This window comes from Dickeya fangzhongdai, assembly GCF_002812485.1.
In the GTDB taxonomy this organism is placed as follows: Bacteria; Pseudomonadota; Gammaproteobacteria; order Enterobacterales; family Enterobacteriaceae; genus Dickeya; species Dickeya fangzhongdai.
Genome location: NZ_CP025003.1, coordinates 912147 through 926021, shown reverse-complemented (window position 1 = coordinate 926021; position 13875 = coordinate 912147). Strand labels below are relative to the sequence as shown.

The following is a 13875-nucleotide window of genomic DNA, read 5'->3' as shown; positions in this document are numbered from 1 at the left end:
GGAATATTGTCGTCCTGAAAATGTAGAGCACATGCTATCCCTTGACTAGCTAATGAATACTTAATAAGGATATAAGTAGTGCTAATAAATCTCTGTGGGGTACACGATCATGATGAAACGCAACCTCAACGACCTGCTGTACTTCGTCACGGTGGCGCGGGAAGGTAGCTTTACCCGGGCCGCGGCACAACTTGGCGTGACGCAATCCGCACTCAGTCAGGCAATCACTGGCCTGGAGAATCGCCTGCAAATCCGGCTGCTGACCCGTACAACACGCAGCGTTTCACTCACCACCGCTGGCGAACGCCTTTTGCTGGCGATAGGTCAACACTTCGATGAGATAGAGTCTGAACTGGATGTCCTGACGGAACTGCGCGACAAACCGGCGGGTACGGTGCGAATTACCTGTGGCGATCACGTCCTGCGAACCACCCTGCTCCCCAAACTGGAGCCTTTACTGCGCGAATACCCGGACATCAACGTGGAGTTCGATATCAATTACGGCTTTCGAAATATCGTGGCGGACCGTTTTGATGCCGGGGTACGTCTGGGGGACACCATCGACAAGGACATGATTGCCGTTCCCATTGGGCCGAAGCTACGTATGGCGGCGGTAGCCTCGCCAGCCTATTTTGCCGGCCACCCCGTCCCGGAAACCCCGCATGATCTGACGGGCCACAACTGTATCAATATGCGAATGGTCAGTTCGGGAGGGCTGTATGTCTGGGATTTTGAACATCAGGGACGCCAGGTCAACGTGCGGGTGAGCGGACAGCTCATTTTTAATACCTCCACTCACATCGTCGATGCCGCGCTGGCAGGGCTGGGTATCGCCTATCTGCCGGAGAAAGAGTTCGCGCCGCACATTGAGGAAGGCCGCCTGACACAAGTGCTTGACGAATGGTGTCCCCCTTTTCCCGGCTACTACCTGTATTATCCCAGTCGTCGGCAACCTTCACCGGCCTTCTCGCTGGTTGTTGATGCTCTGCGCGTCAGCCGCTAGGGCTCTGGCTGTGTCCCGCCATTGCCATCATTTCCTCACGCCAACTTGTCTTTCGGCCACACAAGTCGATGTAGCGTAATCCTGTAAGTAGTTTGACACGGTAGTAGCTTGACCCTGTAGTAACTACAGGGTGTTGAATAGACCGCATATGGCATACCGATGATGCTTACCAACTCAGCATCAGGGCTAGCCATTCAGGTCATTCAAACAGTGAATACGGAGGTATCCATGGGTATTTTTGACAAATTATTGGGCGGTCATCATGGGAAGGGCCACCACGGGCATCATCATAGCAACGAACATCATAGCTCTCATGGCAGTTACCCAACCGGGAACAATGCGGGAGTAAGTTGCCCAAACTGCCGGTCGCTCCATGCCCCCACCGCGCGGTTTTGCCAGCAATGCGGCACATCGCTCGTACCAGCAGTCTGCCCGCAATGCAGCACTTCGGTACAGGCTGGCGCAAAATTTTGCGGTCAGTGCGGGAACGCCATCATCTGATGCCAGGCGGTGTCCCGCAATGCCGCGCGACACCACCTAAAACACCGCCACATGCAGCACCGCTCTGATCACTATACCGAACACCGCCCCCAACGCGGCATAGCGGAACAGGCGGGTGAAGCGGGAGCCAACGCCCAGAAAAATGCCGATGCCCGGTAAATCAAACGTCTGTATCAGCAGCCCGGCGGAAGCATTGATTTGACTGGCGGTCATCTTCCCCTGCTGAATCAGGTCTGACACCACGCCAAAATAAGCGGTGCCGCCCGCCAGGCATTTCACCAGCGTCGGCATCACGAAAACAGGAGAAATATTGGCCGACGCCAGCAGTGGCGAGAAAAAGCGCTCAAGCGCCGTCACCGCGCCGGCGGATTCCAGGATACCGACAATCGTCATGGAAAGAATCAGCATCGGCACCGATCCGAGCGCCAGCCTGATGGCGTCCGCCCCGGCGCTATTAATGATGCCGATAACGCCTCTGGCCGCCGGCTCTTCGGCAGAAACCTCGCCGGAGCGCCCGCTTTCCAGCGTGGATAGTTTGCGCCCCAGCACATGGTAGGTCAGCGCCGCTGCCGCCAGCCCGCCGATAATCGATATCACGATGGCCGCCGCCCAGTGCAGACCAAACGGAGTCAGCGGATAAAACACGTTGCCCTGCCCCATAGCGAACACCATCGCCAGCGTCGCCGCCATATGGCGATCGGACACGCCGCGTTTTTCCATAATCGACAACGTCGCCAGCGGCGCGGCAAAACTGACAAAGTTAAGCTGAATCAGCGCAAAGGTACTCATACCGGTGAGCCCGAAGGGCTTGAGAATCGGCGCCATCCACCGAACCAGCGCATCCACGATGCCTTTCGCTTCCAGAAAACGCATGATGACCAGCATCACGACCATAATCGGCAACAGTGTATACAGCGCAACGTCAACGGAGGCTTTCCCCGATGACATGATGATTCCAATCACGTTCATGTAATGTCCCAGCACGGGTGAATCTGTCCCGGCAGGTGCCGCCAACGGTACCTGCCGGGCTCTCAGTCCGGTTATTTTCGTGATAAACATCACAATATTCCAGAACGTTTTTCACCACATCCGGACAAACGCAGCGCCTGCCGTTATCCGACACCACGGGTGATTAAACAAGGAGAGACAAATCAGAATAAAGAACCGCTGAGGCTGCTCACCTCCCGGTAACAAGACAAGACGCAATGAGATTCATACTTTGACGATCGCTAAAAAACGTCATTCCGGGACATTACACTCGGTATTGTCCCGCTATTGGTTATTGTGATTATTTTACGGCAGCGTTGCTGTACTGACCATGAACCAGCGGCTGTGGCGCCGCAACGAGCTGCCGCAGCCGCTTGCTCCGGTAATCAAAAGCGGATGGTTTCCTCTCCGTAGCAATAACGGGCATAAAGTTCCGGATTGATCTCAAAGCCGATGCCCGGCTTATCCGGCACCGCCACCATGCTGTCCTGGTCCAGCGTCACTTCCGGCAGCATGAAGTCCTGCGCCCAGTAGCGTGATGACGGCGGAATGTCATGCGCCAGCAGGAAATTGGGCAGCGTCGCCACCGCAATGTTGTGCGCCTTACCCACCGCGGTATCCAGCATGCCGCCACACCATACCGGCACGCCGGCATCCTGGCAGAAATCGTGGATCAGCTTGGTTTCGGTGATGCCGCCCACCCGCGCCACTTTGATATTGATGATGCGGCCGCTGCCCAGTTCGATGGCTTTGCGGGCATCTTCCACCGAAGCAATGCTCTCATCCAGGCAGATCGGCGTCTCAATCGCCGCCTGCAACTTGCGGTGATCGACGATATCGTCGTGCGCCAGCGGCTGCTCGATCATCAGCAGGTTGAATTTGTCGAACTCACGGAACAGCGGAATATCGTCCAGCGAGTAGGCGGAGTTGGCGTCCACCATCAGCGTAATGTCGCCGAATTCGCTGCGCAGCGCCTGAATATAGGCCAGATCCTTACCCGGTTTGATCTTAATCTTGATACGGCGGTAGCCTTCCTCGCGGTAGCCCGCCACCACACGCACCAAATCTGCCGGCGTCGGCTGAATACCGATACTCACGCCGGCTTCGACCCGATCGCGCACGCCGCCCAGCTCACGCCACAGCGGCGTCTGCTTCTGCCTGGTGTAGGCGTCCCATATCGCGCCCTCCACCGCCGCCTTGGCGCAATTGTTGCGGCGCACCGGCGCGAAAATGTCGCGCACCTCGGAAGGATGGCGAATCTCGCCGGCCTGACGCAGCATCGGCACCAGAAAATCGCGCATGATGTGCCAGGCGGTAACGTTGGTTTCCTCGTTGTAAAACGGTAGTGAAATCGCCGAACAGTCGCCGTAACCCACCACATCGCCGCTATGCGCCTCCACCACGGTGAAGTACTTCTCCGTCTGAGTGGCAAAGCTGGTGGTAAACGGGGTTTTCAGCGTCATTTTCATCTGACGCAATACAATTTTGTCTATTTTCATCCTCTGTCCTTCACCTACACGTTTAACGTCAAACCTGTGCCGCCATGTCGGTTTTCACCGACGGGCGCGTATGAATAGTCAGGCTCACCACCGCCGAGAACGCGGCTGCCGCCATGAGAAACAAAAACGCCGAGGGATAGCCGAAATACTCCACCATCGCGCCAATGACCAGCGGCGCAATAAACCCGGCCGCCTGACCGCCCACGTTGATCACCCCGATGCCGGATCCCACCATGCGCGAAGCCAGCACCTTGGTCGGCAGCGCCACCGCGATTGCCAGCACGAACGATTTGAAAAAGTAGGCGCAGGACTGAGCCACCACCACGGCGGTGATGGTCGACGCGCTGTACATCAGATACAGGAACAGGGCGGTCAGCAAGGCGCAGCCCATCAGCATCACCCGCTCACGGCCATCAAAGAAACGGGTCATCACCCAGCCGCCGCAGGCGGTCGCCACCCCGGCCATCACGTAGGGGATCGGCAACAGTACCCCCACCGCTTTCAGGTCCAGATGGCGTTCGGTCATCAGGTAAATCGGCATCCAGGAGTCCAGCCCCTTGTTGATCAGGCTCAGACCGAACCAGACCGCCGCCAGCCGCCATAACAGCGGATTTTTCATTACGTCGCGCCACTCCGCACCGCTCAGGCGTTCCGGTTCATCGGACACCCATGCTGGTTTGGCGCTGACGGTCAGGGTATATACCAGCACGAAGGCGATGCCGAACAGGCCAATCACCATGAATGCATGACGCCAGCCCAACGCCAGAATCAGCGGTGCGATCAGCAACGGCGCAATCATGCTGCCCACATAGTTGGAAGACATCAGCAGCGAGGTCATGCGCGGCTTATCACTCGGAGGGAACTGCTCCGCCGCATTCTTGACGGAAGCGGAAGGATAGGCGCCTTCCCCCACCCCGAACAGAAAACGAATCACCAGTAACGCCGTCAACGACCAGGCGATGCCGGTCAGGAACGTAAACAGCGACCACATGGCGATCGCCATCGCTACCACCACCCTGGCGCCAAAGCGATCCGCCAGCCAGCCGCCGGGCAACTGCATCAACCAGAAGCCGAAATAAAAAGCGCTCAGCACCAGCCCAACCTCGCTGGGCGACAGCGACAGCTCTTTCGCCATCTGCGTCGATCCCATACTCAGCACCACGCGATCGATAAAAGCCACGCACCAGCCGATATAAAGCAGGAACAGCACCCAATATGATTTTTTTCTCGTGTAATGCCCCATCTGTCCTGATTCCCCCTGTGTGATGTTGTCATTGCCTGAAGCCAGTGCGTTCTGCGACGCTTTTTCCCTGTGCCGGCAACCCCTCCTGATTGCATACTAGACACCCGCCATCCATACTGCTATTTCAACTTTTTCACCACCTCATTGCCGAAACGGCAAACTTCAATCATTGAGGGAGTCGCATGACCGCTCGCTATCTGCAGGACACCGCCCTGCGCTATTTTCTGGAAGTGGTGCGTTGTGGTTCCATTAGTGAGGCCGCCTTGCGACTCAACGTGGCGGGTTCCGCCATCAGTCGCCAGGTCAGTGGGCTGGAAGACCGGCTCAACACCACGCTGTTTGAACGGCGGAAAAGCGGTATGACCCCCACCGCCGCCGGAGAACTGCTGGCGGCTTACGCCTTTCGCAATCAGTTGGAAACCGAGCAAGTGACGCAGGAAATCCGGGAACTGCAGGGCTTGCGCCGCGGCGACGTACGCATTGTCTCCACGGCGGGATTTAGCCTGGATTTTATTCCGATGGCGATCGCCTCGTTTCGCCAGCATTACCCCTATATTCGTTTTCAGTTGCTGGTGGCGACGGCCGAAGAAGTGGCGCGCCGGCTGAATGAGGGCGAAAGCGACATCGGGCTGACGTTCAGTCAGATACCAACCGCCAACATTCATGTCGCCTACCGGCTGCACTCGCCGCTGGTGGCGGTGATGCAGCGCTACCATCCGCTGGCGGAGAAATCGAGCCTGCGCCTGTCGCAACTGGCGGGTTATCCGCTTGGCGTGCCGGTTCGCCACATCCTGACCCGGCGGCTGTTCGACGCCTGCTGCAGCCGTCAGGGGTTGCTGATCGATCCGGCGTTTGAAACTACCTCCATCAGCGCCCTGCTGGCATTCGCCCGTTACTGCGACGGCGTAGTCATTTCCACCGAGCTGGTGGTGCGGCAATACCTGAAGGATCACGATATGGTGGCGGTGCCGATCACCGGCCAGGATCTAAACGGACTCAACATCGAACTGAACACGCTGGCAGGCCGCACGCTGCCGAAAGCGGTTTCCGCGTTTACCGACCACCTGATTCAGATCATGGAGCAGGAACAGCAGCCGGAAGCATAACCGCCGATGCCGTCAACGGACCCACAATTCGGTTTTTTCCCTATGGACGTTGCGCTACCATGACCGCCACGTTGTTTTTGACTGAATTATATGGATATCTGATGCGTCGCCTGGTTGCTGTTTTTCCGCTGTTGCTGGCGCTGTCCGCCTGCAGCAATAAATCCGCCGAGCCCACCGGGGCTGAAATTATCGGTACGCCCGCCGCCACTGCTCCCTCCGGCGGTTTTCTGCTATCCCCCGCCCACGCCGGCGGTCTGCTGACCAGCGGCGATTTCGCCAACAGCCCGGATGTGGACCGTTTCGTGGACAAAATGGTGCAGCAGTATGGCTTCGAACGGCAGCAACTGCACGACGTGCTGGCGCAGGCGCAGCGGCTGGACTGGGTGATCCGGCTAATGGACAAACAGGCGCCGTCGCCGTCAACGGCAACCCCCTCCAACATTCCCAACGGCGCCTGGCTGCGCTACCGCAAGCAGTTCATTACCCCGGATAACGTGCAGAACGGCGTGGCGTTCTGGAACCAGTATCAGGACGCGCTGGATCGCGCTCAACAGGTTTACGGCGTACCGCCGGAGATCATCGTCGGTATTATCGGGGTGGAAACCCGCTGGGGCCGGGTGATGGGTAAAACCCGCATTCTGGATGCGCTGGCGACGCTGGCCTTCGCCTACCCGCGCCGCGCCGAGTATTTCAAAAGCGAACTGGAGTATTTCCTGCTGATGGCGCGGGAAGACGGTTTTGACCCGCTGTCGCTGCGCGGCTCGTTTGCCGGCGCGATGGGCTACGGCCAGTTCATGCCGTCGGCATTCAAGAAATACGCGGTGGATTTCAACGGCGACGGTATTCCCAACCTGTGGGACCCGGTCGATGCCATCGGCAGCGTCGCCAACTACTTCAAATCGAACGGCTGGCAGCCTAACGGCCAGGTAGCGGTGACCGCCAGCGGTCAGACCTTCGCGCTGGAAACCGGCTTCAAGACTCGCTACTCCCTGTCGACGCTGGCGGCAGCGGGGCTGCGCCCGAGTGCCGCGCTGGGCGGCTATCAGGAAGCCAGCCTGCTGCGCCTCGACATGGGCAGCTACTACCAGTTCTGGTACGGCCTGCCGAACTTCTACGCCATCACCCGCTACAACCACAGCGTGCACTACGCGATGGCGGTGTGGCAGTTAGGGGAAGAAGTCAGAAAAGCGCGGCAGGGGTACTAAATCTGGACTGGCTGTTGAACAACAGCCGGGTTGTTTTATTACTGGAAAATTTATGTCAGGGCAGTGGAAAGTTTCGTGCGTGATAACGTCGGTTGTCCCTTTGCAACGTCACCGCACGCACGACAAGGAGAGGTTCAAAAGCCACCTCTCCTTGACCTCTGGCTAGGGGCTAAACTGTGCCGCTGCGCGGTTCCTTCGGCGTTCGCCTTCGCTGTTCGGACCGCTCGTGACGCGTTCCAAACGCGGCACGAGCTTGCGCGGCGTCCCTGCCGCGCATCCGGCGAAGTCGTCCACCTCAGCACAGTTTTTAACGCCGGAAAAACCTCTCACCTTGAACTCAAGAAGTTTGCACAATAAGCTTCATCCACCGCTCTATCCGCTGTGCTTTGCCGCGTATTCCGCACTATTCACCCACTGGTGGTCCTGCTCCCAGCTAAAACGCCACTGGCGCACCGGCCCGGCCATCACGTTGAGGTAGTAGCTGTCGTAGCCCGCCAGCGTCGCCACCGGATGATAACCGCGCGGCACCATCACCACGTCCCGGTCATACACCGCCATGCATTCGTCCAGCGAGCGATCCTCGGTGTAGACCCGTTGCAGGCAGAACCCCTGCGGCGGGTTGAGCCGGTGATAGTAGGTTTCTTCCAGATACGTTTCCTGCGGCGGGTTGTCCACATCGTGCTTGTGGCTGGGGTAAGAACTGGTGCAGCCCTCGTCGGTGTAGACCTCGACCACCAGCAGGCTATCCGCCACCTTGTCCTCCGGCAGGATGTTGTGCACGAAACGGCGGTTGCGCCCGCTGCCGCGCGCTTGCGCGCCGATATCCTGCGGGGCGATCAACCGGGTGGGATGATTGCTCCACCCCGGCGCGGCGCATACCGCCAGTTCCAGCGGCGTATCGGCGGTGACGGTCACCGTTTCTCCCGGCGCGACGTACACCGCCCAGGGTTTCTTGCGCTCGAACGGGTTCATGCGATCGCCGATATGCTCAAACCGCGCCTGCGGCGTCGCCACCGTCGCCCGACCGCCCACCAACACCAGACAGCGCTCCTCGACCACCGCCGGTAGCGCCAGCGTTGCGCCGGTCGACAACTGGTAAACCTCAAACCCGACATGACGCCAGCCCGCGCGAGCCGGGGTAATCTGCTGGATACGACCTTGCTTATCCGGCGCATGATAACGGGACAGTAATTCAGACATCGCCCACCTCCCTGCCTGCAACAGTCAGATCAGACCCGCGTCGCGGGCAAACCGCTGCAGATTGTTGAACCCCAGCGTGGCGTAAGTCAGCGGATGCGCCACCGCCGGGTCCTGTTCGGCTTCCACGACCAGCCAGCCCTGATAATCATGCGCTTTCAGCAGCCGGAACAGCGACGGATAATCGACGCAGCCGTCGCCCGGCACGGTGAACACGCCGCTCAACACCGCATCCAGAAAACTGGTTTTGCGGTTTTTCACCTCTTTCAACACCTCGGGGCGAATGTCTTTACAGTGCACATGGTTGATGCGTTGCATCCAGCGCTGCGCCACCGCCAGCGGGTCGGCGCCGGCAAAGGTCAGGTGACCGGTATCCAGCAGCAGGCCCACTTCCGGCCCGGTGTGGGTCATCAGTTGATCCACGTCGTCGGCGGTTTCAATCACGGTGCCCATATGGTGGTGATAGGCGATTTGCACGCCCTGCTGCTGGGTATAGCGGGCGAATTCGCTGAGCTTGTCGCCGTATTCCTGCCAGCGCGTCGCCGGAAAACGCGGGCGCAGATGCACCGGCGTACGCTGATCGCCATGCACCGCGCCGGTCACTTCGGCGAATACCAGTACGGTGGCGCCCAGCTCGCGCAGCAGGTTAAGGTGATCCTGCACCGCGGCAATCTCGTCTTTTACCGAACGGGTCAGCAACTGACCGGAATACCAGCCGGAAACCAGACTCAGCCCATGTTTTTTCAGAATCGGCCCCAGCACGCCGGACTGGCGCGGGAACTTGTTGCCCAGTTCGAACCCGGCGAAACCGGCCTGACGCCCTTCGCTCAGGCAGGTTTCCAGCGGAGTTTCCGCCCCCAGCGACGGCAGGTCATCATTGGTCCAGGTCAGCGGATTGATACCCAGTTGAACAGTCATTCTCGATTCCCTCTCATAATAAATGGATTTAGCCGCGTTGACGCCACAGGGCGATCAGCTGCAGGTAGTTATCTTTGACGTCGGCGATCAGTTGCCGATCGTCGATATCGCCGCGCAGCCACTGTTGCGCCGGCTGCGCAAACAGCGTGCGCCCCACCGCGAACCCTTTCACCACCGGTTGACCGGCGGCGGCGTTGAACCCCTGACGTAATATTTCGATCGGCGCGTCCAGCCCGAGGATCACCACGCCGCGGCAGTGGGGATCGCGCTCTGCCAGCAATCGCTCCAGCCGTTGCCAGCCGTCGGCGGACAGCGGCGGCAGTTTCCACCAGTCCGGCCGGACGCCGATGTTGTAGAAACGCTGGATCGCCCGCAGGTAAAGGTCATCGCTGCGCGGCATGTCGGCAGGCAGAATCACCTCCAGCAGCAGTTCGTGGCCGGACTGACAGCAGGCGCGATACACCTCGCTCACCTGCCGTTCCTGCGTCAGCCGCAACGGGCTGTCGTCTTCCGGGTGGAAAAACACCAGGCACTTCACCACATGCTCCAGCGGCCAGCTCACCAGTTGCGAGCCGATGTTGCCGTGCTCCAGCACCAGCGGGCGCGAACCCGGCAGTTCGATCGGGCGACCGATCCACCAGCCTTGCCCGGTAATGGTATTGAGCGCGTCCTGCCCGAAGGTGCCGTCGCATAATAATCCGGCTTTGCCGGGCGATAGTCCGGCGCTCTGTAGTCCGGCCTGCTGCGCCGCCTGCTGGCTGGCCTGCAAAATCAACTGTTTAAGCGCCGGGATCCGGCGGCGATCGGCGCCGCAGGCCAGCGCCATCTCCTCCAGTTGGCTGCGGTGATCAAAGGCGATCACGCACAGTTCTTCCCAGCGCTGACGCCGGGTGGTGACGCGATGTAAATGGTTCAGTTCCGGGTCCAGATCCGGCCGCGGCACCGCATGGGCGCGCGCCAGATAGTTATCCAGCTCGATGCGGCTCGGCATCGCCGGGGCGCAGCCGTGGCGAGACACCACCAGCGCGCCGCAGGCATTGGCGTAAGCGCAGGCTTTCTCCCAGCCCTCGCCGCTCAGGTAGCCACGCAGCAGGCCGGACATGAAAGCGTCGCCCGCCCCCAGCACGTTGAGCACTTCGACGCGCACGCCTTTGACGGTAATGCCCTCATCCAGCGACGCCGGAATGTCGCCGGTGAACACCGAACAGCCGAGCGGACCGCGCTTGCACACCAGCTCCGCCGCGGTATGCGCCCGCACCTGACGCAGCGCCTGTAGGGTGTCGGTACTGCCGCCGGCGATATGAAACTCCTCTTCGGTGCCGACGATCAGATCGAACAGGTTCAGCACCTGTTGCAGTTGCGCCGTTACCGCCGTTGATTCGATGAAACGGGTTTCGCCGTCGCCTAACGAAGTCAGCCCCCACAGCACCGGCCGGTAGTCGATATCCAGCACCGTTTTCACGCCGTGACGACGGGCGTAACGCAGCGCAGTCAGCACCGCCTCGCGGGTGTTCGGGTGCGACAGATGGGTGCCGGTGATCGCCAGACAGCGCGACGAGGCGATGTAATCCTCGCTGACGTCTTCCGGCGTGATCGCCATATCGGCGCAGTTATCGCGGTAGAAGATCAGCGGGAAGGTTTCCCGATCCTTGATGCCGAGCAGCACCAGCGCGGTCAGGCGCGTCGGATCGGTTATCAGATGACTGGTGTCGCAGCCGACCTGCTGCAACTCTTCGCGCAGAAAGCGCCCCATGTGCTCGTCACCCACCCGCGCCAGCATTGAGGAACGCAGGCCCTGCCGGGCGGTACCGTAGGCCACGTTACCGGAAGAGCCGCCCAGGTATTTGGCGAAACAGCCCATGTCTTCCAGACGCGCGCCGATCTGCTGACCGTACAGGTCCACCGCCACGCGCCCCATGCAAATCACATCAAACTGCTTTTCCGTACTCATAACGCCCATTCCTGTCAGTCAAAAAAGGAAATCGACAACACGTCGGCACGACCGTTATCCCGCTTCATGCACTGTCACCTCATGTACCGCCACCCAGCGCGCGGCCTGATGCGACAGCACGATGGCGTCCAGCACCCGGGAGACGCGCCAACCTTCGTCAAAATCGGGCCACAGCGGACTCCCGGCGGCGATGCCGTCGATCAGGTCGCGCACCTCGACGGTTTTCTGATCGTTAAAACCGATGCCGTGCCCGGCGCTGGCGCAGAATGCGGCGTACTCCGGGTGCTGCGGCCCGATCAGCAAGGTCTGAAACCCCTGTCGGTTGACCGGGTCGTCATGCCGGTACAGTTTTAGTTCCGCCATACGTTCCTGGGTAAAACTGATGGCGCCGCGGGTGCCGGTGATGACATAACTCAGCCCCATCTTGCGTCCGCACGCCACTCTTGACGCCTCGATCACCCCGCGCGCGCCGCTGGCGAAACGCACCATCGCGTGCGCCTGATCCTCGTTTTCCACCGCCACCCGGTCGTCGCTGCCCGCGCTCACCGGCCGCTGCGGCACCACCGTCTGCAGATCGCCGCACACCTCGGTGATGTCGCCCACCAGGTAGTGCGCCATATTGACGATGTGCGCGCCCACGTCGCCCAGCGCGCCCAGCCCGGCGGTGTGCCGGAAGCAATGCCAGTCCGCCGGTTTCAGCGGGTCGGCCAGATAGTCTTCGTTATGGGTGCCGTAGAAATGGGTGATGTCGCCAATCTCGCCGCGCGCGATGATCTCTTTCGCCAGTTGCGCCGCCGGGTTCTTCATGTAGTTGAACCCCACCAGCGTTTTTACTCCGGCCTGACGGGCGGCGTCCGCCATCGCACGCGCGTCGGCGGCGTTGAGCGCCAGCGGCTTTTCCGAATAGACGTGTTTGCCGTGGCGAATCGCCGCCATCGCCATTTCCTGATGCAGAAAATTAGGCGCGCAGATATCCACCACGTCGATAGCCGGGTCGGCCACCAGTTGATGCCAGTCGCTGGTAAAACGGGCGAAGCCCAGTTCCCGCGCCCGCTGCTTTGCCAGCTCCGGCGAGACTTCCGCCAGCATCTCGCACACCAGTTGCCCCTTGAGCGGGTACACCACCGGCGCCTGCGCATAGGCGATGGCGTGGGCGCGGCCGATGTAGCCGGTGCCGATCAAACCGATTCGAACCTGTTTCATGCCTGTCGCTCCCTGTGTCAGATGGCGCCGCGTCGGCTCTTGGCGTAGGTATCGAAGGCTACCGCCAGCACGATGATGAGCCCGGTGATGATCTGCTGGTAGTAGGCCGAAACGTTCATCAGCACCAGCCCGTTAATCAGGATCCCCATAATGACGGAGCCGATGATGGTGCCGCTGATGCGCCCGTAACCGCCCATCAGCGAGGTGCCGCCAATCACCACCGAGGCGATCACCCGCAGTTCGAACGAGATGCCCGCCACCGCTTCGGCGCTACCCAGCCGGGCGCTGAGGATGAACCCCGCCAGACCGGCCAGCGCGCCGATCACCACGTAGACGCTGACCAGTACCCGCTGTACGTTGACCCCGGCCAACCGCGCCGCCTCGGTGTTGCCGCCGATGGCGTAGACGAAACGCCCCCAGCGGGTTTTATGCAGCGCCAGCCAGCCTACCAGCGCCACCAGCGCGAAGATCCAGATCGGGATGGAGATGCCGAGCAAATCACCCCGCCCCCACCAGCGGTAACCGGGGTCAAACCCGGCGATGGGCGCGCCGTCGTTGACAACCAGCGTCAGGCCACGCCAGATGGTCATGCCGCCCAGCGTGACGATGAACGGCGACAACCGCAGACGGGTAACGCCCAGTCCGTGCAGGAAACCGATAACGGTGCCCATCGCCAGACAGATGCCAAGCCCTACCAGCCAGCTCATGCCGCCCCAGGCCTGAGCATCGACGGTGGTGAAGTTATCGCCTTTGATCACGTAGGCGGCGGTCATGGCGCACACCGCCAGAATCGACCCGACCGACAGGTCGATGCCCGCGGTCAGGATCACGAAGGTCATCCCCACCGCCATGATGCCGTAGATGGACACCTCGGTGAGGATGTTGGTGATGTTGCGTTCGGTCAGGAAGTTGCTGTTCTGCGACTGGAAAAAGATCAGCAGCAGGATCATGAAAATGAACACCCCGAAACGCTCGAAGAAGGCGATCGGGTCGATGCGTCCCCGGCCGTTAGCCGGCGCCGGCAGTTTGGTACGGGATAAGGGTTGCTGCATGCTCATGGTA

The 13875-nt window shown here is 60.4% G+C and carries 12 protein-coding genes; 4 read left to right on the top strand and 8 right to left on the bottom strand.

Features of this window, described 5'->3' with window-relative positions:
* Positions 1-112: 112 nt before the first annotated feature.
* Both CVE23_RS04350 and CVE23_RS23235 read left to right on the top strand, forming a co-directional pair.
* Positions 113-1003 (top strand): LysR family transcriptional regulator, encoded by an 891-nt coding sequence (locus tag CVE23_RS04350; protein ID WP_049853650.1) that lies wholly within the window; start codon positions 113-115, stop codon positions 1001-1003.
* A 159-nt stretch (positions 1004-1162) separates the two neighbouring features.
* Positions 1163-1504 (top strand): double zinc ribbon domain-containing protein, encoded by a 342-nt coding sequence (locus CVE23_RS23235; RefSeq protein ID WP_208622086.1) that lies wholly within the window; start codon positions 1163-1165, stop codon positions 1502-1504.
* 36 nt (positions 1505-1540) lie between these two features.
* Here the strand turns inward: CVE23_RS23235 and CVE23_RS04340 are convergent, their stop codons facing one another.
* The 3 genes from CVE23_RS04340 to CVE23_RS04330 all read right to left on the bottom strand — a co-directional run bounded on the left by CVE23_RS04340 (position 1541) and on the right by CVE23_RS04330 (position 5233).
* Positions 1541-2473 (bottom strand): nucleoside recognition domain-containing protein, encoded by a 933-nt coding sequence (locus tag CVE23_RS04340; RefSeq protein ID WP_100848975.1) that lies wholly within the window; start codon positions 2471-2473, stop codon positions 1541-1543.
* A 404-nt stretch (positions 2474-2877) separates the two neighbouring features.
* Positions 2878-3990 (bottom strand): o-succinylbenzoate synthase, encoded by a 1113-nt coding sequence (gene menC / locus CVE23_RS04335; protein WP_038662055.1) that lies wholly within the window; start codon positions 3988-3990, stop codon positions 2878-2880.
* A gap of 28 nt (positions 3991-4018) precedes the next feature.
* Positions 4019-5233 (bottom strand): MFS transporter, encoded by a 1215-nt coding sequence (locus tag CVE23_RS04330; RefSeq protein ID WP_038917930.1) that lies wholly within the window; start codon positions 5231-5233, stop codon positions 4019-4021.
* Between the two features lie 182 nt (positions 5234-5415).
* On the opposite strand from CVE23_RS04330, the gene CVE23_RS04325 reads away from it, so the two are divergent.
* A complete protein-coding gene (locus CVE23_RS04325) occupies positions 5416-6339 on the top strand; it encodes a LysR family transcriptional regulator (protein WP_100848974.1) in 924 nt (307 codons plus the stop codon).
* 101 nt (positions 6340-6440) lie between these two features.
* The gene (gene mltB / locus CVE23_RS04320; protein WP_049853649.1) at positions 6441-7544 is read left to right on the top strand and encodes a lytic murein transglycosylase B; all 1104 of its coding nucleotides are present in this window, start codon (positions 6441-6443) and stop codon (positions 7542-7544) included.
* Between the two features lie 372 nt (positions 7545-7916).
* Here the strand turns inward: mltB and iolB are convergent, their stop codons facing one another.
* The 5 genes from iolB to CVE23_RS04290 are packed head-to-tail and all read right to left on the bottom strand — an operon-like array spanning position 7917 to position 13865.
* Positions 7917-8744, bottom strand: coding sequence for a 5-deoxy-glucuronate isomerase (gene iolB / locus CVE23_RS04310; RefSeq protein ID WP_038917928.1), 828 nt, complete (start codon positions 8742-8744; stop codon positions 7917-7919).
* 24 nt (positions 8745-8768) lie between these two features.
* Positions 8769-9659, bottom strand: a complete 891-nt coding sequence (gene iolE, locus CVE23_RS04305; RefSeq protein ID WP_100848973.1) for a myo-inosose-2 dehydratase — start codon at positions 9657-9659, stop codon at positions 8769-8771.
* A 28-nt stretch (positions 9660-9687) separates the two neighbouring features.
* Positions 9688-11610 (bottom strand): bifunctional 5-dehydro-2-deoxygluconokinase/5-dehydro-2-deoxyphosphogluconate aldolase, encoded by a 1923-nt coding sequence (locus CVE23_RS04300; RefSeq protein ID WP_100848972.1) that lies wholly within the window; start codon positions 11608-11610, stop codon positions 9688-9690.
* Between the two features lie 54 nt (positions 11611-11664).
* A complete protein-coding gene (locus tag CVE23_RS04295) occupies positions 11665-12813 on the bottom strand; it encodes a Gfo/Idh/MocA family protein (protein WP_100848971.1) in 1149 nt (382 codons plus the stop codon).
* Positions 12814-12830: 17 nt separating this feature from the next.
* The gene (locus CVE23_RS04290) at positions 12831-13865 is read right to left on the bottom strand and encodes an ABC transporter permease (RefSeq protein WP_038668909.1); all 1035 of its coding nucleotides are present in this window, start codon (positions 13863-13865) and stop codon (positions 12831-12833) included.
* Between the last annotated feature and the right edge of the window lie 10 nt (positions 13866-13875).